Genomic DNA, 24,769 nt, shown 5'->3' with positions numbered 1-24,769 from the left:
TAGCTCCGCTCGTCGACGAGCTAGACCATTTATTCGATATATGTGGTGTATCGAGGGGACATAAAGAGATATCTGACTAATCAGCGACAGAGATCTTGTCAGATAGGTTTGTCAGCCGAATGAGATAGGTTACTATTCTGGCTTTGAAATTTAAGCGGAAAATGCTGTGCTGCTTACATGCTCAGGACTGAGTAAATCTTATCAAGACGAAGCCAATCAGATTGATGTGCTCAAAAACGTGTCGTTTTCCATCAACGAGGGCGAGCAACTCGCCATTGTAGGAAGTTCGGGGTCGGGTAAGAGTACACTCCTTCATCTGCTCGGTGCGCTGGATTCACCAACATCGGGCAATGCGTCTTTTCAGGGTAAGGACATCTTTTCTTTGTCAGAAAAGGAAAAAGCCCGGTTTCGCAATCAGTCGTTGGGTTTTGTCTATCAGTTTCACCATCTATTACCCGAATTCAGCGCGCTTGAAAACGTCGCTATGCCGCTGTTGATTGGTAATATGGCTGTTGATAAAGCGAATCAGAAGGCAACTGACATGCTTGAGCTGGTCGGGTTGAGTCATCGCCTGTCCCATCGTCCTGCAGCACTATCTGGTGGTGAGCGTCAGCGTGTTGCTATTGCCCGTGCCCTGGTTGCAGAGCCACAGTTGGTGCTAGCGGATGAGCCCACTGGTAATCTGGATGAAGACACCGCGGAAGCCGTTTTCGAACTGATAACCGATCTGAAACAACGCACCAATGCGGCGTTTATTATTGTCACCCATGATATGAAACTGGCCCGCCGTTTGGATCGTTGCCTGCTACTTCAACATGGCGAACTCAGACTGAGTAAAGATGAGGCTTCTCTGCCATGAATTTGCGCTGGCAACTGGCGCTGCGTCTTCGCCAGCAGCGCGGCAGCAGCCGCTTTGTTGGCTTTGTCTCAGGCTCCTCAACCTTTGGTATTGGTTTGGGTTGCTTTGTGCTGATCCTGTTGCTATCTGTTATGAACGGCTTTGAAAGGGAGCTAAAAGACAGGTTGTTGGCGGTTATACCCCATGGTGAATTGTTTTCGGTCTCGCCTGCGGGAATTGAAGACTGGTCATCTTATGTTGAGGCGTTTCAACAGGACACGCGCATCCGCTACGTGCAACCTTACATTGAAACCACTGCCATGCTCCAGCAGGCAACCAGCATGAAGCCTGTCAATGTCACCGCTATTGATGCAAAACGACTGAAAGACGCGGGAAATGCGCTTGGCTCGACACTGTCCAATGAGTCAGTCTTACGCTTCCAGCAGACACCGAATAGCGTGATCCTGGGCTCTGGCGTGATGGATAAGCTGGGCGTAGAGATGGGTGATAGTGTGCAGTTATTATTGCCACAGGTGCGCGAAGATCTAAAGTTTACCGCTCCGCAAACGGTATGGGTAAACGTGGTAGGTGAGATGCGTATTGGTGGTGAACTGGATAATCATAGTGCGCTGATGCATATTTCCGACGCGGCTGAACTGCTTGGTATTTCTCACGGTGCGGCGGGGCTACGTTTTCAATATCATGACCCCTTTATCGCCAGGGAGCTGACACGTGAATTAGGTTATGGCTTTGACCAATATGTGTATATTTCCGATTGGAAGCGCACCCAGGGGCACCTGTATCAGGATATTCAACTGGTCAGAACGGTCGTCTATATTGCGTTGACACTGGTGATCGCGGTGGCGTGCTTTAATATTGTGTCATCTTTGGTGATGTCGGTAAAAGACAAAGAAGCGCAAATCGCCATACTCAAAACCATGGGCGCGCAGCCGCCGCTTATTCGCGATGTATTTATTATTCAAGGGGCACTGAATGGCGTTGTTGGTACCCTAATTGGCGTGGCGCTAGGTACGCTGACAGCGCTGTATCTGACGGACATTGTACTTTTCGCTGAAACTATTCTCGGAGTACATCTATTGTCCGGCGACATCTACTTTATTGATTTTTTGCCCTCACAGCTTCGTATCACAGATGTGCTGTTCACTGCTGTTATTGCGTTGCTGCTAAGTATGTTGTCGACACTCTATCCAGCTATTCGTGCATCGAAACTTAACCCGGCGTCGGTTCTGGGCTGATAACAGAAGGCTCCCCGGATGGGGAGCCGAATTCATTGATTAGTCAGTATTTTCTTTAAAGTGTTTGAAGTCTACGTCTTCTCGGGCAACCGCAGCATTTGGGTCGTTATAGACATCTTCATCCAGTTCACCCTCGCTCTTACCAACGATACAGGCCACGGTACAATCGCCTGTGATGTTGACGGCAGTACGGGTCATATCCAGTAGTCTGTCTACGCCTATGATTAATGCAATCCCTTCAACTGGCAGATTGACCTGATTCAACACCATCGCCAGCATGATCAGCCCGACACCAGGCACGCCTGCTGTGCCAATAGAAGCTAACGTCGCAGTCAGGATCACCATCAGGTAGTCGGCAAGAGATAAATCAACCGCATAGACCTGGGCAATAAAGACAGTCGCTACACCCTGCATTATCGCTGTACCGTCCATATTAATGGTAGCGCCCAGGGGGATAGTAAACGACGACACTGAACGTTTGACGCCCAGTTTATTGGTCGCGGTTTCCATGGTAACTGGCAGAGTAGCGCTAGAACTGGAGGTGCTAAATGCAAACAGTGCCGCATCTCGCATTTTTTTCATTAACGTAATGGGATTCAGACCGGCAAGTAGTTTGAGCAATACCGGATAGGTAACAAAGGCATGAATCAGCAGCACCACAATAACCAGAACAAAATATTTGGCCAGACTGGCAATGGTGCCTAAACCGATTGTGGAGAATAGCTTGGCCATCAACACAAACACGCCGTAGGGAGCCAGATTCATTAAAATCGTGACCAGTCTCATGATCACGGTATTGACGTCTTCGAAGAACGACGCGACCCGCTTGCCTGCATCACCAGTCATGGCCATCGCGATACCGAATAACACGGCAAACACGATTATCTGCAGCATATTACCCTCTGCCATGGCATTGACGGGATTGGAAGGCACCATGTCAATGATAACCTGTGACAAAGAGGGCGCCAGTTTGGCCGTAAATTCAGCTTCAGTACTTAAATTTAGACCACTACCGGGTGCTACAATGAGTGCCAACGTTATCGCCAGCGTGATAGCGATGGCGGTCGTGGTAATGTAAAGCGCAATCGACTTACCGCCGAGTCTGCCCAATTTGCTTGGATCAGATAAATTACTAGTGCCACACACCAGCGAAACAAACACTAAAGGCACCACCAGCATCTTCAAACTGGAGATAAAAATCTGACCAATAGTATGAAATATACCTTCTACTAGAATGGCATACGTGGAAACATCGGTTCCAAATACCCTAAAAACCAAATCTCCGCTATCATCAGTAAGAGCTTGTAACAAAGCTCCTATAACGATACCGGCGATCATGCCGATAAAAATTCTGGCAGTTAAACTGTACTTGTGCGGTGTTTTCACCATGGGACTTCCGTTAGTTATTGTTATGCGGCTAGCCTATCAAGTTTGCCAGTGAACCTGAACTATTAAACAAGATGTTGCCGTCGATATATAAAACATCCGGTTTAAAGGAATATAACTATGATTGGTTTTTATAGAGTGCTAACCGTTGTCATTTCTCTCATCGTGCTTGCCGCATGCGGTGGGGGTGGGTCGTTGGAGCGAGACGATCCAACGGGTCCGACAACGCCGCCTACGCCCTCATTCAGTGTGAGTATGGCAATCACAGATGCGCAGGGAAATGCGAGCAATCAATTGTCTAATGCTTCGCCGCTGTTCGTAACGGCCACCGTTACCAATCAGGATGGCGATGCAGTTGAAGACGTTGAAGTAGTATTCACCTTCACGCAGCCAAATCTTGCGACCTTCGATAACGACACGGGCACCGGACTAACCGATGCCAACGGTGAAGCGACGATCGGCTTGTTGGTTGGACAGAACTCTGGTTCAGGTTCGGTAGTTGCAACATTGCCTGGTGGCGAAACTGGCCAGATTGGCTTCAATTCTTCGGGTACCAGTCCGACCGAGATCATTCCTGCGTCGCTTGACTTTTATGCCAGTGCCACGCAGTTGCCCTCCAGTGGCGGTGACCAGATTGAGCTGATTGCGGTAGTCAAAAACGAACAGAATATATTGCTGGAAGGCATTAATGTGGAATTCTCCGCCGATAATGGTGCATCTGTACAGGTGACTCAGGGCGTGACCGCAGAGGATGGCACGGCCAGAGCACTGGTTAGTACGCCAAACAACCCAGAAGTACGCACCATTGTCGCGACGGCATCAACGGTGAATTTTCAGGAAACTATTGAAATTAACGTAGTCGGCACGGAAATTAATATCAACGGTCCCGGTTCAATCCCCATTGGTGCTGACGTGGAATTCGAGGTCATTGTTGTAGACTCAGACGGGACAGGGATTGCCAATGTACCCGTGCAGGTTTCATCTCAGTTTGGCAATCTTACAGTGCTCAATCCGACGACCAATAACAGTGGCGTCATCACTGCCCAGTATTCATCTTCTGTATCAGGTACTGACACCATCACCGCCAGTGCGCTGAATGTGACCGGACAAGATGTGATCACTGTACAGGAAGATAATTTTGCCTTTATCACGCCGGCATCGTCAGATGTCGAGGTGGGAGTGGGGAACGGTGACGGCGATGGTTTTGTGGTATCGGTAAACTGGCAGAAAGACGGTGCGAATTTTGAAGGCGGAAACGTGACCTTCACCACCACCAGAGGAGGGTTTGATAATGATGTCGTCAGCACAGACGCAGACGGTAATGCCACAGTCACCATTACATCGCTCGATGCGGGCACCGCAATCTTGTCTGCCGTAGGTGATGATGGACAGGGAAATACCGTGACTGCTCGTGCTGAACTAGAATTTGTGGCCACTAATGCGAGTGAAATACGCGTGGACGCATCGACTGATTTGTTAGGGCCAGGTCAGGATAGCACCATATCAGCATTGGTACGTGACCCTACTGGTAATCTGGTGAAGGGCAAAGCCGTAAACTTCAACGTGTCTGATAATCAGGGCGGTAGTCTCAACGCTCCTACTGCTGTCACTAACAGTAACGGTGTGGCGTCGGTGGTCTTTACGGCGGGCAGTGCATCGTCTGAAGATTCTATTGTGGTGACCGCGACTGTCGCTGACACGCCATCCGTATCGGGCACGGTAACCTTGACGGTTGGTGATCGCGCTTTTGATATTTCATTGGGTACCGGACGTCAGGTACAGATCCCTGACGCGTCATCATACCTCAAAGAGTTTGCTGTGTTTGTCAGTGACTCGGTGGGTCGTCCGGTTGCGGATGTAGAGCTGACGGTATCGCAAACGCCTATTAAGTTTGTGCAGGGCGGTGTCTATCGCAAAGGCTTCTGGTTATGGGATCCGGGTGCTGAAGTCTGGGTAGCGGTCACAACGGCAGTATGTCCTAACGAAGATATCAATGGAAACGGTGCGCTTGACCCAGGTGAAGATACCAATGGTGATGGCCAGCTGACCCCGGGGTTGATCGGTACCATTACGTTCGCTGGGAGTGTCAATGAAACCGATGAAAATGGACAGGCGACGCTGGAATATCGTTATCCGAAAAACCTGGCGCCATGGACAGAACGCGAAATCAGAGTATTCGGTCAGTCAACCTCTAGCGAATCAACAGACAGCCTGAAATTTACTTTAACGGTTGCATCAGATGATGTGACTGAAGAGGATTCTCCACCGCCGGCCAATCCATATGGCCGCGGGGACGTCTGTACTGACACAAATTAATCAGAGAATGGATAATAAAAAACCGGCTTTATAGCCGGTTTTTTAATTCTTTCATCTGCAAGTTTAATCCTGCTGGAAAGGATACACAGAGCCGAGTTTCAGAATTTGGGTTAATTCATCCAATGCGGTACGTGACTCCATGACCAGCTGGGGATCCCGCAAATCGTCAACGTTAAGCTGATCGCGATAATGCTTATCAACCCATTGGTTCAATCGTTCAAACTGCGCATCATTAATTAACGTATTGGGATTGACGGCATCGACTTCCTGATCGGTCATCGCCACCCTTAATCTCAGGCACGCCGGGCCGCCACCATTACGCATGCTCTGCTTTACATCAAAATAGTGCACATTCTTTATTGGTGTACCCAGAGTGACCAGCTCATCAAGGTAACGGGACACTGATTCACTTTCTTGACATTCGGTAGGGGCAATGATGGCCATATTACCGTCGGGAAGGGTGATGATCTGAGTATTAAACAGGTAAGTTTTTACAGCTTCCTGTACTGAAACCTGGTCTGTTGCCACTTTTATAAAATGCAGGTCTGAATGGCCGAATTTGCGCTGAATTTCGTCCAGTTTCGCTTGCGTATCCGCAAAAGCCTGTTCGTGATAGAACAACACGTTCTGGTTACCGACTGAAATCACATCGTTGTGGAATACGCCCTGGTCAATGACATCTGGGTTCTGCTGAATGTATACCACGGTGTCGTCAGAAAGGCCGTGCAGACGAGCAACTGCCTGACAGGCTTCGTAAGTATGTCGGGCAGGGAAGCGCTTCGGTGCAGGCTTGCTGGTGTTAAATGCGTAGCGCCCGAATACAAAAACTTCTACGCCGGCATGGCCATAATCACGGCACAACCTGGTGTGGTTAGCGGCGCCTTCATCACCGAAATGCTCATTGTCTGGCAGGTGAGTATGGTGGGCGAAATATTTATCATTGTTAAAGGTCGCTTTCAGAATGCGACCAGTTACCTGAGGCTCGAGCGAACGGTGAAATTTGTTTGTCAGGTTGGCAGGGGTGAAATGTACACGACCGTCTGCGGTATCAGCACTGGGTGAAACCGTAGCAGCGTTAGCCGTCCACATGCTTGATGCTGAGCAACAGGCCAGTAACACTTCAGGGGCTTTTTTGGCTGCTTCCTCAAGGACACGCTGATCGGAGCCGGTGAAACCGAGACGGCGCAGGGTATCAAGGTCAGGACGCTCCTGAGGCGCCAGTACGCCCTGAATCATACCCATGTCGGTTAATGCCTTCATTTTCTGCAAACCCTGTTTAGCGGCCTGTTTAGGGCTACTGGCCGCACTAGCATTATTCAGAGAAGCGACATTACCGTAAGACAGTCCGGCATAATTATGGGTAGGGCCCACCAGACCGTCAAAATTAACTTCAAAATGCTTCATTGTGTCCTCTCATTATTATGGGCAGATTGTGAAACCTGATCTGAGCGCGAATTGACGCAGTACCACCTTTAGTTGTTATGGGTAATAAAGATGAATTCGTCATGTATTTGCTGTATAAGCGTGACGCGCAGTCCTATCTGGTAACTGAGTGGGGAGCCATTATACGGTTTTTATATGGCCTGCCAATCAAGCAGATTAAAAAGTGAACAGAGTGAAAGGCCAGGAATTGATAACTATTAAGAAGAACTTGTTTTCTATTCACTTTGTAGATATATGTTAAAAAAGTAACAGGGGACGACTGGCCTTATTAACTCTCCTATAAAATCCAAATTCCCCATATAAAACATAGGGTTAGAATAGTCATATGACAAAGTCACTGGTCATAGTCGAGTCGCCGGCAAAGGCAAAAACGATAAATAAATATCTCGGCAAAAATTTTATTGTTAAATCCAGCGTTGGACATGTAAGAGATTTGCCAACTAAGGCGTTGGGTAAAGTTGCACCCAAAAAATCGGCCAAAGAACTGAAGTCATTTTCAGAACAGAAAAAGCAGGAATACCTGCGCAAGCACGAATATGACAAGCTAGTAGACCGCATGGGCGTCGACCCGGAAAAAAATTGGCAGGCCCACTACGAAGTGCTGGCTGGCAAAGAAAAAGTGGTCAGCGAACTGCAAAAACTGGCGAAGAATGCGGACACCATCTATCTGGCGACGGATTTGGATAGAGAGGGAGAAGCGATCGCCTGGCACCTGCAGGAACTGCTCGGTAAGGACGATAAAACCTACCAGCGAGTGGTATTCAACGAAATTACTAAAAATGCCATTCAGGATGCCTTTTCACATCCAGGTGAAGTCAATGTGGCCAGAGTGAATGCGCAACAGGCCCGCAGATTCCTCGACAGGGTGGTGGGCTTTATGGTGTCGCCTTTGTTGTGGAAAAAGGTCGCCAGAGGCCTGTCTGCCGGTCGTGTGCAGTCGGTAGCGGTGCGTCTGGTCGTCGAGCGTGAACGTGAGATAAAAGCATTCGTGCCAGAAGAGTTCTGGGATGTTCACGCTGACTTGCAGCGCGACTCAGGTCAAGGCCTGCGTATGCAGGTAGTGAAGCAGGATGGCAAAGCGTTCAAGCCAAAAAATAAGGCGATGACCGATGCTGCGCTTGAGTTGCTGAATAAAGCACAATATGAAGTGCTCAGCCGTGAATCCAAGCCAACGCAAAGTCGGCCTTCAGCTCCCTTTATCACCTCAACGTTGCAGCAGGCAGCAAGCACGCGGCTTGGCTTTGGCGTAAAGAAAACCATGACGCTAGCCCAGCGTCTGTACGAAGCCGGCCACATTACTTACATGCGTACGGACAGCACTAATCTGTCACAGGAAGCGTTAGACAGCTGTCGTCACTACATTGATGACAATTTCGGCGCAAAATATTTACCAGATTCAGCAAATCGTTACGGTAGCAAAGAGGGCGCACAGGAAGCGCACGAAGCGATACGTCCCTCTAATGTTAATGTGACGTCTGCCTCATTATCAGACATGGAGCGTGATGCTCAGCGTCTTTACGAGCTCATTTGGCGCCAATTCGTCGCCTGTCAGATGACGCCTGCCAAATACGATGCGACCACTATTACGGTGAAAGCGGGTGACTTTGAACTAACGGCAAAAGGCAGGGTACTGCGCTTTGATGGTTGGACCAAAGTACAGCCACAGGCTAAGCGTAAAGGCGATGAAGAATTACTGTTGCCGGATGTAAAAGAAGGCGAAGGATTGACACTTAACGCATTAGATCCGAAGCAGCACTTCACAAAACCACCTGCACGCTTTAATGAGGCATCGTTGGTAAAAGAGCTGGAAAAGCGCGGAATTGGCCGCCCGTCGACCTACGCAAGCATTATTTCGACCATCCAGGACCGCGGCTACGTTCGGCTTGAGAACAAGCGTTTTTATGCAGAAAAAATGGGTGAAATCGTTAATGACAGGCTGATGGACAATTTTGACGATCTGATCAGCTATGACTTCACCGCCAATATGGAACAGCAGCTTGACGATATTGCCGAAGGTAAAAAGCAGTGGAAGCAAGTACTGGATAATTTCTACGAAGATTTTTATCAGAAACTGCTGATCGCCGAGAAGGATCCAGAAGAAGGTGGGATGAAGCTCAATAAGGCGGTCGAAACCAATATTGAGTGTACAAAATGCGGCAGAAAAATGAACGTGAGAACTGCCAGTACGGGCGTATTTCTGGGCTGTTCAGGCTACAACCTGCCTCCTAAAGAACGCTGTACGAATACCATGAACCTGACCTCAGGTGATGAGGTCATAAAGGTCGATGATGAGGAAGAATTAGAAACCGAAGCGCTTCGGGCTAAGCGTCGTTGCGACGTTTGCGGTACTGCTATGGATAGTTATCTGGTTGATGAAAAACGCAAATTGCACGTATGCGGTAATACCCCTACCTGTCCAGGCACCTTTGTCGAGCAGGGCACATTCAAGATCAAAGGCTATGATGGCCCGATTATCGAATGTGATAAGTGCGGCGAAAATATGGAGCTTAAGAACGGCCGTTTCGGTAAATACTTTGGCTGTACGAACGAGGCCTGTAAAAACACCCGGAAGTTATTACGAAACGGTGAAGTAGCACCTCCTAAGGAAGATCCGGTCGACCTGCCGGAGCTACCTTGTGAGAAAAGTGATGCGCACTTTGTGCTGCGCGATGGTGCATCGGGTATTTTCCTGGCTGCACATAACTTCCCTAAATCACGAGAGACCAGAGCGCCCCTGGTTGAAGAGTTAGCCAGATTTAAAGACCGTATTTCACCTAAATTTCATTATCTGGCAGAAGCGCCAGCGAAAGATCCGGATGGTAATCCGTCTTTGGTCCGATACAGCCGTAAAACCAAACAGCAGTACGTGATCAGCGAGGATAAAAACGGGAAGGCAACCGGATGGTCTGCCTGGTACAAGGACGGCAGCTGGCAAGTTGACGATAAACGTAAGAAAAAGAAATAGGCTCGATTATGGCACTGTCCCTTCAGGAACAATTGTTAAAAGCAGGCCTGGCCGATAAGAAAAAGGCCAAGCAAATAAAGCAGGCCAAACACAAGCAACGAAAGGCTAAACAGAAAAACAATATCGATGTTGTTGATCAGAATAAAGTAGCTGCTGAGCAAGCCATAGAGCAGAAAAAAGCCCGCGATCGTGAATTAAATCAGCAACGTCAGTTGGAAGCTGAGAAAAAGGCCATCGCCGCGCAGATTAAACAGCTTATTGAAGTGAATAAACAACCACGAGGCTCAGACGAAGTGGTGTGTAATTTCACCGACGGTTCGCTGGTTAAGCGCATGCATGTTTCACAAGCCGTCAATGCGGATATCAGTAAAGGCAAGCTAACCATTGTGAAATTTGCTGATGGCTATGAACTGGTCCCGACACCGGTTGCTGATAAAATTGCTGAGCGGGATGAGTCTGTCGTCGTGTATCGTGCTGATGATCAACGTCCGGAATCTGATGACGAAGACGATTGGTATGCGGATTATAAGATACCGGATGATTTGACTTGGTAGGTTCCTGCCTTCGCAGGAACGACGAAATAGGGCGCAGGAACGACGAAATAGGGCGCAGGAACGACGTATTGAAAATGAAAAGCCGCGATTGAACGCGGCTTTTTTAGTGTTGCTAATGAGAGTGTTAGCTATTAACGCTCTCAGGTTTGGCTGCAGGCGCGTTAGCGTGCGAACGACGGCTTGTCATTGCAGCAGAACGGCCGGAGCGCAGAAGCTCAGGACGACCATCATCGGTCACAGAGGCTATCACAATATCCTGAAACTCTTCAGTAAGTGACGTCGGTTTCGCCATAGGATGAGAAACACGGGATGCCAACGGTATTTTAACCTTCACAGGCTCAGCAACAGGTTGTTTGCCCTCTTTTGTCACCACTTGCTCAGGTGCGGGTTCAACGCTGTCCTGTTTCACTTCTTCTACAGTTTCAACAGGCTCAGGTGCAGTCTCGATAGGTTCCGCTGTTGCTGCCGTCTCACTGCTTTCGTCAGCATCGTCAAGTTGGATCTCAACCTGCTGCGGTTCTTCAGTTTTCTGCTCCTCCTGCACCTGTACTGGAGATTCCTCAGGAGCTTTAACATCGGCTGATTCTGCTTGCTCAGGCATGTCCAACTGCAATTCATCCTGCTGCACGCTGTCAGTGTCTGCCTGTTTATCCTTGCGTCGTTTCTGACCGGCAGCTCTGATATGACGAGGTGAGCGACGAGAGCGGCTGCGAGACTCTTTCTCGTTTGCATCGTCTGTCGTTTCGTCCCGCACTTCTGACTCAACACCTGCAGTACTGTTTTCTTCAGCAGCAGTCATGTCAGCTTGCTGTGCGTTGTCATCCTGGTTCGCTTCTGCTATGGAAGCAGGCGCTTCGGAGGCTGGCACATGTTGTTCTGCGGCTGCTGGAACATCAGCGGGCTGCTCAGTCACAGGCGCTGCTGTCACCACGGTCTCTTCAACAGGGGCATCACTGACACGTACACTGCGCTTCAAATCACGACGCTTACGGCGTTCTTTTACCTGTTTTGGCTGTTGCTCAACCTCAGCCTGAGCCTCAGTATGTGCATCGGCCTGCTGAGTCGCAGTTTTTGCTACATCAACATCAGCGTTTTGTTTATTTCGACGCTTGTTCTGATTACGTGGCTTGCGCTGCTCGTTATCGCCTTTGGCCTGACGTGTGTCCTTATCACGTGACTGCTCAATAGCTTTATCTTTGCTGCCTTGTGACGCTGTTTTATCATGCTGTTTACGGTTGTCATCTCGGGCTGGACGACGACGATTACGATTGCGGTCCTGCGCGTTGCGTCGGTTACCTTTCTGATTACGGTTCGACTTTTTGCCTTTTTTGGCCGGCTTTTTCTCTTCCTCAAACAAGCCTTTGAACCACTTACTCAGTTTGCTCCATAACCCTTCGCTTGCTGGCTGTGAAACCGGTGCCGGGGCAGGGGCCGGAGCATCAGGTGCAATTAACCCTTGTAGCGCAGGTTGCTCTTTCTTCTGCTCGCTAGGTGAAATGCGACCATTATCCTGCTCTTCAACTTCAACCAGCTCTACATTGTAGCTTGCCTCAGAGACGACACCATCGGTTCTTCTGCGTTCTACCTGATAATGTGGCGTTTCCATATTCGGGTTAGGGATTACCAGCAGCTGTACGTTATTACGCTTTTCAATTGCTTGTATCGCATGGCGCTTTTCGTTCAATAAGTACGTTGCTACCGGCACCGGTAATTGTGCTTCAATTTGCCCGGTGTTCTCTTTAATACTTTCTTCTTCAATGATACGCAGTACCGACAGGGCTAATGACTCTGTGCCTCGTACGGTGCCATGGCCACTACAGCGCGGGCAGACATTGTGTGCAGACTCACCTAATGATGGACGCAGGCGCTGACGAGACATCTCCAGCAGACCGAATCGCGAAATGCGGCCTAGCTGCACTCGGGCACGGTCGCTGCGCACTGCATCTTTCATGCGATTTTCTACTTCGCGCTGGTGACGGATAGGCGTCATATCGATGAAATCGATAACAACCAACCCGCCTAAATCCCGCAAACGAAGTTGCCTTGCAATTTCGTCAGCGGCTTCCAGGTTCGTATTGAGCGCGGTTTCTTCAATATCTCCGCCTTTGGTCGCTTTGGCTGAGTTAATGTCGATAGACGTCAGAGCTTCAGTCGGATCGATAACAATAGAGCCACCAGATGGTAGGCGAACCTCACGTTGGAACGCTGATTCGATTTGTGACTCAATCTGGTAATGACTGAACAGTGGCACGTCACCTTTGTACAGCTTGACGCGGTTGGCAAAGTCAGGGCGAACCAGTTTTACGTGTTGAATTGCTTGTTCAAACACATTCGGATCGTCAATCAGGATCTCGCCAATGTCGCGACGCAGGTAGTCGCGAATGGCACGCACAATAACATTACTTTCCTGATGGATAAGGAAAGGTGCAGCGCGGGATTCTGCCACATCCGATACGGCTTTCCAGTGTGTTAATAACACACTCAGGTCCCACGCGAGCTCTTCGTACGATTTACCTACGCCAGCCGTACGCACGATCAATCCCATGCCGTTGGGCACGTCAAGCTTGTTCAATGCATCCTTTAACTCAGTGCGTTCATCACCTTCAATACGACGGGAGATACCACCTGCACGCGGGTTGTTAGGCATCAGAACAAGGTAACTTCCTGCCAGAGAGATAAACGTGGTTAACGCGGCGCCTTTTTGACCACGCTCTTCTTTATCTACCTGAACAATAACCTGCTGGCCTTCTTTAATGACATCTTTGATGTTGGGACGGCCGTCGAATTTGTAGTTTGAGGGGAAATAGGTGCGTGCAATTTCTTTGAGAGGAAGGAATCCGTGGCGGTCTGCGCCGTAGTCTACGAAAGCTGCTTCGAGACTGGGTTCAACCCGGGTAATGGTTCCTTTGTAAATATTGGCTTTCTTTTGTTCGTGCCCCGGACTTTCAATATCCAAGTCATAAAGGCGTTGCCCATCTACCAGAGCAACACGCAACTCTTCTTGCTGAGTTGCGTTAATTAACATTCTTTTCATTGTATCTGACTCAATTACTCGCCATTCATCAGATACAGGGCAGCAACGGCCTGTTTGTTTTAGGTTCGCGTATATCCAGTCTCCCGACTGTATAACATCATGTTCGGCAGAGTACGTTACCTTCATAGCGGTAGGGTATTAAATCGCTATGTGTCACGCGCTTCTTTTATTGCACTGCCACAATTGACGTACTTACTTTATTGTCGCTTACATTATTATTTCACGTAAATGCCTGCCGTATCGTTATTCGTTGTTCGTACGAGTTCGGCGTGCCATTACGGGAAATCTAAAACGTTTAGTCATGATAACCGGCATTCGCCTTGTTGATCATGAGACCTATTGAATTCCTGTATCTTTTAGACGGCGATAAACCGTTATTCTTTTTGTCATCTACCGACCGCATCGAAAAGTTACTCACTTCGATCGCCGGCGGCGTTCGGCGGTTGTGTGACGCCTGGCCTGACAAATTTTTTAAACTACCGTTATCTTATGCCGGTAATTTCGCTGTTGTTCTGTAAGTTGCGCGGCCCTTTTAGCCCGTCACTCACGTAAACGCTTCGATTATCGCATTAATAATCATAGCGCTGCAATATCCAGACCGAAAATACTCCTGTCTGGCAGATATTTTTCGGTTAGAATGCGCGCGCTATGCAAAATGACAACTTTCAACAAGTACGCATTATCGACATTGACGCCGATCAGGCTGGTCAACGCATTGATAATTTCTTACGCACCTTTCTCAAAGGTGTACCGAAAAGCGCAATCTACAGGATCTTGCGTAAGGGCGAAGTGCGGGTAAACAAAAAACGTATAAAGCCAGACTATAAAATTCAGGCTGGCGACAGCATTCGGGTGCCGCCAATTCGAGTGTCATCCCAACCCAGTGCGGTGCCATCTGCAAAGCTCGATAAAATAGCCAATTTAGAAAACTGCATTTTGTTCGAGGATGAACGCCTGATGGTGGTCAATAAACCGACAGGGATGGCAGTGCATGGTGGCAGCGGACTAAGTTACGGGTTGATTGAAGGGTTACGTGCGATTCGCCCTGAGCAGAAATTTCTCGAATTGGTTCATCGCCTGGACCGCGATACATCAGGCTGTCTGCTGGTCGCTAAAAAGCGCTCTGCACTGCGTCATTTACATGAACAACTGCGTGAAAAACGCATGGATAAGCGCTACCTGGCGTTGGTACATGGGCAATGGCCAGCCCACCGCCACACGGTTAAGGCACCGCTACTAAAAAACACACTTAAATCTGGTGAGCGGATTGTGATTGTGCATGACGAGGGCAAACCTTCTATCACCAAGTTTACTGTGAAGCAGACGTTTGCGAATGCCACATTGGTACAGGCGTCACCTGTGACAGGCCGGACCCATCAGATCCGCGTGCACAGCCAATTTGCTGGACATCCGATTGCCGGTGACAATAAATATGGGGATAGCCAAAAAGATAGTGCGTTAGGTGCGGACATTAACAGGCTGTTCCTGCACGCCCATGAATTACATTTCCTACATCCTGCTGATGACAGACAAATGTGCATCAGTGCGGAGCCTGATGATAACTGGACCCACACCATCAACGCATTATCGCTATGAAGTATGAACTGATCATTTTCGACTGGGACGGCACGCTGATGGATTCATCGGCCAAGATTGTGAACACCATGCATTTAGCCTCAGACCGTCTTGGTGTAGCCCGTAAAACCGATGAGCAGGTGAAAGATATTATTGGTATTAGTCTGCAGCCAGCCATCATGCGATTATTCGACACGGATGATGCATCCTTTGCGCAGCGTCTGGCCGAGGAATACAAGCATGTGTATTTGCAACTGGATCAAACGCCCTGTCCACTGTTTGACGGTGCGGCAGAGGTGCTCGACAGGTTACATGTGGACAGGATGAATATGGCGGTTGCCACGGGTAAAGCCCGCCGTGGTCTGAATCGCGCCTGGCAGCAATCCGGTACCGGACACTATTTTGTTGCATCACGCTGTGCAGATGAAGCGCAGTCCAAACCGAGCCCGGATATGCTTGAACAAATTCTCAGCGAACTCGATATTCCACCGCAAGCGGCGCTGATGGTAGGGGATACAGAATACGATATGTTAATGGCGCAAGCGTTGGGAATGGACCGTGTAGCAGTCAGCTATGGTGTGCACGATGAAGACAGACTGCTGGCTTGTTCACCGGTATCTGTTATTCATCACATCCGCGAATTGCTGGACGTCATCTATCCGTGATGTGAGGGTGTAACACATCTACACCACACTCCAATAGCATATCTGTCAGTGCCATGAGTGGCAGGCCGATAAGCGCGTTTGGGTCACGTCCTTGTATAGACGAAAAAAGTGCAATGCCCAATCCTTCGGCTTTAAAGCTGCCCGCGCAATCAAGCGGTCGTTCAGTCCTGATGTAATAGGCGATTTGTTCGTCACTGAGGGACTTAAACGTCACATCAGTTATTTCGGTATGACGCAGGCAGCGGTCTGCGTCGCAGTCAATCACACACAGCGCAGTATAAAATCTGACGGTGTGGCCAGCGCATGCGCGCAATTGTGTCATCGCATTCTGTTCGGTCTCTGGCTTGCCTAAAATGGTGACGGCACCATCGTCTTTTTGCAATGCCGCTGTCTGATCTGCACCGACCACGATCCCCTGATTCAACGACTTTGCAATTGCATCAGCTTTTTCGTATGCCAGTCTGGCTGCCAATTCCATTGCATTTTCATCCGGTTTGGCTAATTCATTGACCTGTGGAGCAACGGCTTCAAAATTGATACCGAGTTTAGAGAGCAACTGGCGTTTGTAGGGCGAGGTTGACGCAAGCGTCAGCATAGTGAACTATCCTTTTGAAAAGAGCAGATTAAATGCGGCATAGGCGCACATTTTCTTTGACTAGACCACGTCTTATCTATATTATGCGCGCGCTATGCAGAAAGTGAAACTGCCAAAAAGTATCGATCCAGTCAAAAGTGCATTGAAACGCTCCGAATACAGGGGTGTGATGATGTCGTCTGATATGGCTCGCTTGCTGGACGCCGTTGCCGGCGTCGCTGATAACGTGGAAATCGAAGTTAAGTTCGCAAAAGACGCGCAGGGTCTTACTTACTTCGACGGAAGTCTGGCTACGTCAGTGTCACTTGTCTGTCAAAGGTGTAACGAACTGTTTGAGCAGCCTCTAGAGGTTGAATTTTGCTTCACACCAGTGCAGGGTAGTGAGCAGATCGAACAGGACCTGTTGCCAGATGCTTATGATCCGGTAGAAGTAGATGAATATGGAGAAATCAATCTGCTTCAACTATTTGAAGATGAGCTGATTCTGGCGCTGCCCATTGTAGCCCTTCATGCAGAGGAGGATTGCAAGGTTAGTGCTGAAGAAATGCAATTCGGACAATTGACCCCGGAACAGGAGCGTCCAAACCCGTTCGCGGTGTTGAAAGAACTTAAGCGAGACCAGGAGTAAGTTATGGCAGTACAACAGAATCGTAAAACCCGCTCTAAGCGTGGCATGCGTCGTTCTCACGATGCGTTGACTGGATCGACTTTGTCGGTTGACTCAACGTCAGGTGAAACGCATCGTCGCCACCATGTAACAGCCGATGGCTATTACAAGGGTAAAAAAGTTATTGCTGATTAATCAGTGATGACGCCAGCGCGTATTACTATCGCGTTAGATTTAATGGGGGGCGATCATGGCCCCCCAGTTACTTTTCCCGCCGCGGTAAAAGCCCTTCATAAATTCCCAGAATTACGCCTTATCCTGTTAGGTGATGGTGAACTCGTCGCCGACCAGCGTAATGCGTTAGATCCCGACGTTGCCTCTCGTATCGAGCTGATTCATTGCACCGACAATGTTGCTAACGACGAGCGACCGACGGTTGCGTTACGTAATAAAAAAGAATCATCGATGCGGCGCATGCTCGAGCTGGTCGAGTGTGGCAAAGCACAAGCCTGCGTCAGCGCAGGTAACACCGGTGCCTTGATGGCCATGGCATATTATGTGCTGAAAACCATTCCTGGTCTGGACCGGCCCGCATTGGTGTCATCGATGCCAACCGCAGGACAACACAAGGTCTTTCTGCTTGATTTGGGCGCTAACGTTAACTGTAATGCCGAAACGCTATTTCAGTACGCCATTATGGGCTCGGTACTCGCTTCCCAGGTTGCCGGGATAGAGCGCCCCAGAGTGGCACTGTTGAACGTTGGTGAGGAAGATATCAAAGGCAATGAGCAGGTCAAACTAGCGGACCATATCCTGCGCGAGTCCAAGCGCGTCAATTATATTGGCTATGTTGAAGGGGACGATATCTTTACCGACCACGCTGACGTTGTGGTGACCGATGGCTTTACCGGCAATGTCGCACTCAAGTCTAGTGAAGGATTGGCTAAACTGGTTATTCGCGCAGTAAAGCGTGTGTCTTCTGAAAACTGGTACACAAGATTTCTTGCTGCAGTGGCCATGCCTCTGCTTAAAAAGGTCTATCATACGGTGAACCCCGACCAGTATAACGGGGCGAGTCTGTTAGGATTGCGCGGCATTGTGGTGAAGAGCCACGGAAATGCTTCCGCTGATGCGTTTTATTACGCCATCGAAGATGCCATTAAAGAAGCGCATCAGCAGGTTCCGGAAAAAATAAAAACGACAATAGAATCCGTATTGATGGAGCGACCTTAGTTAATGTATTCCAGATTTATTGGCACCGGGAGTTATTATCCTTCCGATGTCCGCACCAATGCAGACCTTGAAACCATGGTGGACACCTCTGATGAATGGATCACCGACCGGACAGGGATAAAAGAACGGCGCATCATTAGCGCGGATGAGACCGCTGCAACCATGGGCGCAGAAGCCAGTCGCAAAGCCATTGAAATGGCGGATATTGACCCTTCTAGCATCGATATGATTGTATGTGCGACCACCAGTGGCCGTTACGCGTTACCAAGTACAGCCTGTGAAATCCAAAAAATACTTGGCCTCGATGGCATTCCTGCATTTGATGTCGCGGCTGCCTGTGCGGGCTACTGCTACGCATTAAGCGTGGCAGATCAATATATCAAAAGCGGCGCTGCCAGGCGCATTTTGGTGATTGGCACGGACTGCCTCAGCAGGCTGGTCGATCCCAAAGACAGAAGCATGGTCATCCTGTTTGGCGACGCCGCAGGTGCAACCATTATTGAAGCCAGCGAAGAGCCTGGCATTTTATCCACGCATATTCATGCAGCGGGTTCATATGGCGACCTCCTGTATGTGGGTAACCCGACCCGCGGTGATGAGCAGTCTACGCACGAAAATTGGGGCGTAATGCGTGGTAACGAAGTTTTTAAAGTCGCAGTGACCAAGCTTAGCGAAGTGGTTGAACAAACGCTTAAAGCAAACAATATGGACAAGTCTGAATTAGACTGGTTGGTTCCACACCAGGCTAATTTCAGGATCATCAAAGCGGTTGCCCGTAAATTAAACATGTCACTGGATCAGGTCGTACTCACACTCGAAGACTACGGCAATACGTCGGCAGCAACCGTACCTACAGCATTAGATACGGCAATACGTGACGGCCGCATTAAACGTGGTCAAAACCTGCTACTTGAAGCGTTCGGTGGTGGTTTCGCGTGGGCGTCTGCACTGGTTCGCTACTAAACTTATTCTGACAATCAAGGAAACATCATGTCTGAACATTCAACTTTGGCCTGTGTGTTCCCGGGGCAGGGCTCACAGTCTGTAGGCATGCTCAGTGAACTCGCTGCTGAATTCAGCGTCGTCAATGACACCTTTAGTCAGGCTTCTGACGCACTCGGCTATGATTTATGGGCGGTCACGCAAAGCGATGCTGACGGTAAACTTAATCAAACACAGGTCACACAGCCGGCATTACTGACAGCCAGTGTGGCAACATGGCGGGTGCTGCGCGAGCACATCACGCAACCTGCATTGTTAGCAGGACATAGCCTTGGCGAGTACTCAGCGCTGGTATGTGCTGAGGTGATCGCTTTTGAAGATGCCGTAAAGCTCGTAGAGAAACGTGGCGAATTTATGCAGTCGGCAGTGCCTGCAGGTGCCGGTGCCATGTTTGCCATCATCGGCCTGGATGACGATAAAATTGCGCACATTTGTGCCGAGGTCAGTCAGCAAACTGGCAAAGTTGCTGCGGCGGTGAATTTTAATTCGCCTGGTCAGGTGGTGATTGCCGGTGATGCTCAGGCGGCTGAAATGGCAGCCCAACAATGTAAAGATGCCGGTGCCAAGCGCGCATTACCGCTGCCCGTGAGCGTGCCATCGCACTGCGCATTAATGAAACCCGCGGCGGAGCAATTGTCTGAGCTGCTTAAGGATATTACCTTTAATACACCTGTTATCAGCGTAATCAATAATGTTGACGTTGATACGCCCATAGAGCCACAGGCAATTAAGGATGCATTAATCAGGCAGTTATACTGCCCGGTACGGTGGACCGAGAGTGTACAGGCAATGGCACAGCAAGGCATAACCGAGATGCTCGAAGTTGGGCCAGGTAAAGTCTTGACCGGCTTAGTAAAACGAATTGACCGCACGTTGCAGTGCAAAGCGATAAACGTTCCTGCGGATATCAGCGCAGAGTAAGGAAGAGAACATGAGCGACTTAGAAAATAAAGTAGCGCTGGTCACCGGCGCCAGCCGAGGTATCGGTAAAGCGATTGCCATGCGCCTGGCCTCTCAGGGCGCCACGGTAGTGGGCACGGCAACCTCTGATGGCGGCGCTGAGGCGATCAGTGACTACCTCGGGGACAGCGGTCAGGGCATGGTGCTTAACGTCGGCGATGATGAGTCAATTCAGCATTTGCTCAATACCATCAAAGAGCAGTATGGCGATATCGACATTCTGGTTAACAATGCCGGAATAACCCGCGATAACCTGTTGATGCGAATGAAAGACGCAGAGTGGGATGACATCATCAACACCAATCTGACACCCATATTCAAGCTCAGTAAGGCGGTGCTGCGCGGTATGATGAAAAAGCGTGCTGGCCGTATTGTAAATATTGGTTCGGTCGTAGGTAGTTCTGGTAATCCAGGGCAGGCGAATTATGCCGCTGCTAAAGCGGGTGTCATCGGCTTCAGTAAGTCTATGGCACGAGAGGTAGCATCCCGAGGGATCACGGTGAATGTCGTCGCGCCAGGTTTTATTGATACCGATATGACGAAATCACTGACGGATGAGCAAAGAGAAGCGATTTTTAAAGACATCCCGGCAAACCGTTTAGGCGAGCCAGAGGAGATTGCTGCGACTGTTGCATTCCTGTGCAGTGCAGGGGCAGCGTACATTACTGGCGAAACCATTCATGTGAACGGCGGAATGTTCATGTCTTGAGCAGTCGTATTAATGGCTGCTTGATTGTAAAAAAATTGTTGATTACTATTCAGAACAGCGTTGTGGTTTGACCAGACAAAAAGATGATCTTGGCGCTTGCATGGCCATATCGAGCTGAATACACTACACGCAAATAAAAAACTAGCGACTTACAAGGGAAACCTAGGATTATGAGTAACATTGAAGAACGCGTTAAGAAGATTATCGTTGAACAGCTTGGCGTTAAAGAAGAAGAAGTGAAAGCGGAAGCGTCATTCGTAGATGATCTGGGAGCGGACTCTCTGGATACCGTTGAACTGGTCATGGCTCTGGAAGAAGAATTTGATACTGAGATTCCAGACGAGGAAGCGGAGAAGATCACTACCGTTCAGTCTGCCATTGATTACATTAACGCTAATAAAGACGCGTAAGATTCTTAAGAAAGACGGCTCGCTCGAGCCGTCTTCTCATATCATTCCACTCTGTTTTGATTACCGGGGGCTATTGTGGCTAAACGTCGCGTGGTGGTAACCGGGCTAGGTATGCTTTCTCCACTGGGCAACGATGTTGACTCTACATGGTCCGCATTATTGGCCGGCAAGAGCGGTATAGGCCCAATAACACAGTTTGACTGCACAGATTTTTCAACGCGTTTTGCGGGCGAAGTGAAAGATTTCGACGTAGAGCAATATATTCCTAAGAAAGAAGCGAAAAAAATGGATCGCTTCATTCAATTCGGTGTTGCCGCGGGCATGCAGGCATTACGGGACTCAGGATTGGCTATCACTGATGATAATGCGGGGCGCGTTGGCGTTGCCATCGGCTCAGGCATTGGTGGGTTAGCACTGATCGAAGCAAACCATGAAAAACTGCTCAATTCCGGCCCTAGGAAAGTGTCACCGTTTTTCGTACCTTCTACGATCACCAACATGATCTCAGGATTTTTGTCGATCATGGAGGGGCTGAAAGGACCGAATCTCAACATTGTTACGGCTTGCACGACCGGTGTGCATAATATCGGCGTAGCTGCGCGCACCATTGCCTATGGCGATGCAGACGCAATGCTTGCAGGCGGCGCCGAGGCCACTGTCACCCCGCTGGGAGTGGCAGGTTTTGCAGCAGCCAGAGCGTTGTCCTCTCGTAACGACGCGCCTGAGCAGGCCAGTCGTCCTTGGGATAAAGGTCGCGATGGTTTCGTGATGGGTGAAGGCGCTGGCGTAGTGATGCTGGAAGAATATGAGCAGGCTAAAGCCAGAGGCGCGACAATTTATGCCGAGGTGGTTGGTTTCGGCATGAGTGGTGATGCACATCATATGACGTCTCCTCCGGACGATGGTGCGGGTGCGGCAGCATCAATGGCAAATGCCATCAACGATGCCGATATAGCGCCGGCCGACATTGGTTATATCAATGCCCACGGTACGTCCACGCCAGCAGGTGATATTGCTGAGGTTAGGGCGGTGAAGTCAGTGTTTGGCGATGTGGTTAATCAGGTGTCAGTCAGTTCCACGAAATCAATGACCGGTCATCTATTGGGTGCTGCCGGTTCGGTTGAGGCAATTTTCACTGTGCTGGCACTGCGCGATCAGATTATGCCTCCGACGATCAACCTTGACGAACCGGATGATGAGTGTGATATTGACCTGGTTCCTCACAAGGCGACTGAGAAAGCCATGCGATACGCACTGTGTAACTCATTTGGTTTTGGCGGTACCAACGGCTCACTGGTATTTTCAAAAATTGATGCATGACGTTGATGTGCTTGAACATCAAACTGTGTATTTGATAAAAAGCCTGTTACCGACAGGCTTTTTGCTTTTATGACGCACATTACTCAGTTCAATTCAGCTATTTCAACGGCAAACCGCGCATTTAATTATGGCGACGGCTGCTTTACGACCATTGCTGTCGTAAACGGTAAGGCACGACTTATTGAACGTCACATGTCCCGACTCCAGCATGATGCGGATAAACTCGGCCTTAAAGTCGATGCCTGGAACGAGATTAATGAAGAAGTCGGCAAACGTGCGGCTGAGTTGTCATACGGCGTTCTCAAAGTGTTAATAAGTCGCGGAGAAGGGGGAAGGGGCTATGCCCCCGATGAGACTGAAACACCGGAAGTATGGATCTCCGAGCATAGTATGCCTGTTCATTATGCCCAGTGGCGCCAGCACGGCATTATGCTGGGCGTGAGTGGTGTACACCTGTCTAAGCAGCCGCTGTTGGCTGGTATTAAACACCTCAATCGTCTTGAACAGGTGCTGGTTAAACAGGCAAGTGTTGGCAGTGACTGTCAGGAACACGTGGTATGTTGTGAGCAGGGGTTTATGCTTGAATGCAGTGCGTCCAACCTGTTTTGGCGAACCAAAGGGGTATGGTATACCCCGGACCTCGCGTCGAACGGCGTAAATGGAATAATGAGAGATGTACTATTAGCGCGGTTCGCAAATCATGGTGCTATTGTGTCTCACATTCAGGCTAAACCTGAGGCATTAATAGAGGCGGAAGTCGTGTTTATCTGTAATGCATTGATGGACATGGTACCGGTCAGGCAATTTCAAATTGCCGATGTCTGCACAGAGTATAATCTGGCGACATTTGAGACGTTACGGTCAACGATGCTCTGTGATAAGGACACACCATGACCAGGCGCATCGCGATTTATGTGGTTCTCATCGCCGCTATTATAATGTTGCTGGCAGCGTCGGCGATAGGATGGTTGCAAAGTACGGTAGAGCGTCCGTTTACACTGTCTGATGAAAAGTCCATCGTGATCGAAAAAGGCGCCTCGAAAACCCATATACTGAACAAACTGGTGTCGATGCAGCTAATAGAGAGCAATCTGCCGGGAAGGTTATATATCAAGCTATTCAGGCAGGGCGACCTGATCAAAACCGGTACCTATGCGATTGAGCCCGGTGATTCATTACAAAGCCTGTTGGATAAGTTTTATCAGGGCGATGAAAAGCAGTTTGCCGTGAGTTTGATTGAGGGGTTAACACTGCAGCAGTGGCTGGAGACGTTGGCAGCAGAACCTCAGCTTAGCGCGAATGATTTACCTGTTTTGCAACACGTTGCGATGTTACTGGCGAATGAGCTACCTGGAAAAACCCTTGAAGGCTGGTTGATGCCCGATACCTATTTTTTCACTGCAGGTACAGAGGCCGAGAATATTCTTATCCGCGCTTATGAGAGCATGCAGGCCTATCTGCAATCAGCATGGCAGGAGCGTCAGCAGGGCTTGCCTTATGACAGCGCCTATGATGCGTTGATTATGGCCTCAATTATCGAAAAAGAAACCGGCCTGGCAAGCGAACGCGCGCAAATTGGCGGCGTATTTATCAATCGGTTACGCAAAAATATGCGCCTTCAGACCGACCCTACTGTAATTTATGGGTTAGGCGAGCGTTTTGATGGCAATTTGACCCGCGCCCATTTGCGCGAGGCGACCCCTTACAACACGTATGTTATAAAAGGCTTACCGCCAACGCCCATCGCTATGCCAGGCAAAGCAGCCATCGATGCTGCACTTCATCCGCTGGACACTGAGGCGCTGTATTTTGTGTCACGGGGTGATGGCAGCCATTACTTTTCTCGTACATTGGATGAGCACAATCAGGCTGTGCGCAAATATCAATTAAATCAGTAGGTA

The 24,769-nt window shown here is 49.3% G+C and carries 21 protein-coding genes; 17 read left to right on the top strand and 4 right to left on the bottom strand.

The features are described 5' to 3' along the window. Nucleotides 1-166: 166 nt before the first annotated feature. Nucleotides 167-859, top strand: coding sequence for a lipoprotein-releasing ABC transporter ATP-binding protein LolD (gene lolD, locus G441_RS0103325; RefSeq protein WP_026375040.1), 693 nt, complete (start codon nt 167-169; stop codon nt 857-859). Next, nucleotides 856-2,094, top strand: a complete 1,239-nt coding sequence (locus G441_RS0103320) for a lipoprotein-releasing ABC transporter permease subunit (protein ID WP_026375039.1) — start codon at nt 856-858, stop codon at nt 2,092-2,094. Before lolD ends, G441_RS0103320 begins: the two co-directional genes overlap by 4 nt. Nucleotides 2,095-2,133: 39 nt before the next feature. On the opposite strand, the gene G441_RS0103315 is transcribed toward G441_RS0103320, so the two are convergent. After that, entirely contained in the window at nt 2,134-3,483 is a 1,350-nt protein-coding gene (locus tag G441_RS0103315; RefSeq protein ID WP_026375038.1) for a dicarboxylate/amino acid:cation symporter, read from the bottom strand. Between the two features lie 117 nt (nt 3,484-3,600). On the opposite strand from G441_RS0103315, the gene G441_RS0103310 reads away from it, so the two are divergent. Next, complete coding sequence (locus G441_RS0103310; protein WP_026375037.1) at nt 3,601-5,796, top strand: Ig-like domain-containing protein; 2,196 nt, start codon at nt 3,601-3,603, stop codon at nt 5,794-5,796. A gap of 63 nt (nt 5,797-5,859) precedes the next feature. Here G441_RS0103310 and astB read toward each other — a convergent pair whose 3' ends face one another. Further along, nucleotides 5,860-7,200 carry an N-succinylarginine dihydrolase gene (gene astB, locus G441_RS0103305; RefSeq protein WP_026375036.1) on the bottom strand — a complete coding sequence of 447 codons (1,341 nt, stop codon included), beginning with the start codon at nt 7,198-7,200 and terminating at the stop codon, nt 5,860-5,862. A gap of 364 nt (nt 7,201-7,564) precedes the next feature. On the opposite strand from astB, the gene topA reads away from it, so the two are divergent. Together topA and G441_RS0103290 are read left to right on the top strand one after the other, a co-directional pair. Beyond that, the gene (gene topA, locus G441_RS0103295) at nt 7,565-10,204 is read left to right on the top strand and encodes a type I DNA topoisomerase (protein ID WP_026375035.1); all 2,640 of its coding nucleotides are present in this window, start codon (nt 7,565-7,567) and stop codon (nt 10,202-10,204) included. 8 nt (nt 10,205-10,212) lie between these two features. Then, nucleotides 10,213-10,758, top strand: a complete 546-nt coding sequence (locus G441_RS0103290) for a DUF2058 domain-containing protein (protein ID WP_026375034.1) — start codon at nt 10,213-10,215, stop codon at nt 10,756-10,758. 124 nt (nt 10,759-10,882) lie between these two features. Here the strand turns inward: G441_RS0103290 and rne are convergent, their stop codons facing one another. Further along, a complete protein-coding gene (gene rne, locus G441_RS0103285) occupies nt 10,883-13,792 on the bottom strand; it encodes a ribonuclease E (protein ID WP_205622151.1) in 2,910 nt (969 codons plus the stop codon). A 648-nt stretch (nt 13,793-14,440) separates the two neighbouring features. On the opposite strand from rne, the gene rluC reads away from it, so the two are divergent. Together rluC and G441_RS0103270 are read left to right on the top strand one after the other, a co-directional pair. Continuing rightward, a complete protein-coding gene (gene rluC / locus G441_RS0103275; RefSeq protein ID WP_026375031.1) occupies nt 14,441-15,388 on the top strand; it encodes a 23S rRNA pseudouridine(955/2504/2580) synthase RluC in 948 nt (315 codons plus the stop codon). Then, nucleotides 15,385-16,032, top strand: coding sequence for an HAD-IA family hydrolase (locus G441_RS0103270; protein WP_026375030.1), 648 nt, complete (start codon nt 15,385-15,387; stop codon nt 16,030-16,032). Before rluC ends, G441_RS0103270 begins: the two co-directional genes overlap by 4 nt. On the opposite strand, the gene G441_RS0103265 is transcribed toward G441_RS0103270, so the two are convergent. After that, a complete protein-coding gene (locus G441_RS0103265; protein WP_026375029.1) occupies nt 16,019-16,627 on the bottom strand; it encodes a Maf family protein in 609 nt (202 codons plus the stop codon). The two genes, G441_RS0103270 and G441_RS0103265, sit on opposite strands and share 14 nt — an antisense overlap. Before the next feature lie 94 nt (nt 16,628-16,721). Here G441_RS0103265 and yceD point away from each other — a divergent pair, with 94 nt between their 5' ends. From yceD to mltG, 10 genes are all read left to right on the top strand, one after another. Continuing rightward, nucleotides 16,722-17,255 (top strand): 23S rRNA accumulation protein YceD, encoded by a 534-nt coding sequence (yceD, locus tag G441_RS0103260; RefSeq protein WP_026375028.1) that lies wholly within the window; start codon nt 16,722-16,724, stop codon nt 17,253-17,255. Between the two features lie 3 nt (nt 17,256-17,258). After that, nucleotides 17,259-17,429 carry a 50S ribosomal protein L32 gene (gene rpmF / locus G441_RS0103255; RefSeq protein ID WP_026375027.1) on the top strand — a complete coding sequence of 57 codons (171 nt, stop codon included), beginning with the start codon at nt 17,259-17,261 and terminating at the stop codon, nt 17,427-17,429. A gap of 6 nt (nt 17,430-17,435) precedes the next feature. Further along, entirely contained in the window at nt 17,436-18,467 is a 1,032-nt protein-coding gene (gene plsX, locus G441_RS0103250; protein WP_034474178.1) for a phosphate acyltransferase PlsX, read from the top strand. Between the two features lie 3 nt (nt 18,468-18,470). Next, entirely contained in the window at nt 18,471-19,430 is a 960-nt protein-coding gene (locus tag G441_RS0103245) for a beta-ketoacyl-ACP synthase III (RefSeq protein ID WP_026375025.1), read from the top strand. A gap of 27 nt (nt 19,431-19,457) precedes the next feature. After that, on the top strand, nt 19,458-20,390 hold the full coding sequence (gene fabD, locus G441_RS0103240) for an ACP S-malonyltransferase (RefSeq protein ID WP_026375024.1): 933 nt from the start codon (nt 19,458-19,460) through the stop codon (nt 20,388-20,390). Nucleotides 20,391-20,400: 10 nt separating this feature from the next. Beyond that, entirely contained in the window at nt 20,401-21,138 is a 738-nt protein-coding gene (gene fabG / locus G441_RS0103235; RefSeq protein ID WP_026375023.1) for a 3-oxoacyl-ACP reductase FabG, read from the top strand. Nucleotides 21,139-21,308: 170 nt separating this feature from the next. Continuing rightward, on the top strand, nt 21,309-21,548 hold the full coding sequence (acpP, locus tag G441_RS0103230; protein WP_012518211.1) for an acyl carrier protein: 240 nt from the start codon (nt 21,309-21,311) through the stop codon (nt 21,546-21,548). Nucleotides 21,549-21,623: 75 nt separating this feature from the next. Continuing rightward, the gene (fabF, locus tag G441_RS0103225; RefSeq protein ID WP_026375022.1) at nt 21,624-22,868 is read left to right on the top strand and encodes a beta-ketoacyl-ACP synthase II; all 1,245 of its coding nucleotides are present in this window, start codon (nt 21,624-21,626) and stop codon (nt 22,866-22,868) included. 69 nt (nt 22,869-22,937) lie between these two features. After that, on the top strand, nt 22,938-23,762 hold the full coding sequence (gene pabC, locus G441_RS0103215; RefSeq protein ID WP_034474176.1) for an aminodeoxychorismate lyase: 825 nt from the start codon (nt 22,938-22,940) through the stop codon (nt 23,760-23,762). Beyond that, a complete protein-coding gene (mltG, locus tag G441_RS0103210; RefSeq protein WP_034474175.1) occupies nt 23,759-24,766 on the top strand; it encodes an endolytic transglycosylase MltG in 1,008 nt (335 codons plus the stop codon). The genes pabC and mltG overlap by 4 nt, the downstream gene beginning before the upstream one ends. The last annotated feature ends 3 nt before the right edge of the window (nt 24,767-24,769 follow it).

It is taken from the genome of Aestuariibacter salexigens DSM 15300, from assembly GCF_000429145.1.
In the GTDB taxonomy this organism is placed as follows: domain Bacteria; phylum Pseudomonadota; class Gammaproteobacteria; order Enterobacterales; family Alteromonadaceae; genus Aestuariibacter; species Aestuariibacter salexigens.
Note: the sequence above shows the minus strand (reverse complement) of the source record. Positions and strands in the feature narration are given on the sequence as shown.

Excerpts from the sequence above, each read along its gene's own strand:
- astB (WP_026375036.1), bottom strand. The coding sequence starts at position 7,200 with ATGAAGCATTTTGAAGTTAATTTTGACGGTCTGGTGGGCCCTACCCAT.
- G441_RS0103270 (WP_026375030.1), top strand. The coding sequence starts at position 15,385 with ATGAAGTATGAACTGATCATTTTCGACTGGGACGGCACGCTGATGGAT.
- G441_RS0103315 (WP_026375038.1), bottom strand. The coding sequence starts at position 3,483 with ATGGTGAAAACACCGCACAAGTACAGTTTAACTGCCAGAATTTTTATC.
- plsX (WP_034474178.1), top strand. The coding sequence starts at position 17,436 with ATGACGCCAGCGCGTATTACTATCGCGTTAGATTTAATGGGGGGCGAT.
- fabD (WP_026375024.1), top strand. The coding sequence starts at position 19,458 with ATGTCTGAACATTCAACTTTGGCCTGTGTGTTCCCGGGGCAGGGCTCA.
- yceD (WP_026375028.1), top strand. The coding sequence starts at position 16,722 with ATGCAGAAAGTGAAACTGCCAAAAAGTATCGATCCAGTCAAAAGTGCA.
- rluC (WP_026375031.1), top strand. The coding sequence starts at position 14,441 with ATGCAAAATGACAACTTTCAACAAGTACGCATTATCGACATTGACGCC.
- mltG (WP_034474175.1), top strand. The coding sequence starts at position 23,759 with ATGACCAGGCGCATCGCGATTTATGTGGTTCTCATCGCCGCTATTATA.
- G441_RS0103290 (WP_026375034.1), top strand. The coding sequence starts at position 10,213 with ATGGCACTGTCCCTTCAGGAACAATTGTTAAAAGCAGGCCTGGCCGAT.
- G441_RS0103320 (WP_026375039.1), top strand. The coding sequence starts at position 856 with ATGAATTTGCGCTGGCAACTGGCGCTGCGTCTTCGCCAGCAGCGCGGC.
- G441_RS0103245 (WP_026375025.1), top strand. The coding sequence starts at position 18,471 with ATGTATTCCAGATTTATTGGCACCGGGAGTTATTATCCTTCCGATGTC.
- fabG (WP_026375023.1), top strand. The coding sequence starts at position 20,401 with ATGAGCGACTTAGAAAATAAAGTAGCGCTGGTCACCGGCGCCAGCCGA.
- acpP (WP_012518211.1), top strand. The coding sequence starts at position 21,309 with ATGAGTAACATTGAAGAACGCGTTAAGAAGATTATCGTTGAACAGCTT.
- topA (WP_026375035.1), top strand. The coding sequence starts at position 7,565 with ATGACAAAGTCACTGGTCATAGTCGAGTCGCCGGCAAAGGCAAAAACG.
- pabC (WP_034474176.1), top strand. The coding sequence starts at position 22,938 with ATGACGCACATTACTCAGTTCAATTCAGCTATTTCAACGGCAAACCGC.
- rpmF (WP_026375027.1), top strand. The coding sequence starts at position 17,259 with ATGGCAGTACAACAGAATCGTAAAACCCGCTCTAAGCGTGGCATGCGT.
- G441_RS0103265 (WP_026375029.1), bottom strand. The coding sequence starts at position 16,627 with ATGCTGACGCTTGCGTCAACCTCGCCCTACAAACGCCAGTTGCTCTCT.
- rne (WP_205622151.1), bottom strand. The coding sequence starts at position 13,792 with ATGAAAAGAATGTTAATTAACGCAACTCAGCAAGAAGAGTTGCGTGTT.
- G441_RS0103310 (WP_026375037.1), top strand. The coding sequence starts at position 3,601 with ATGATTGGTTTTTATAGAGTGCTAACCGTTGTCATTTCTCTCATCGTG.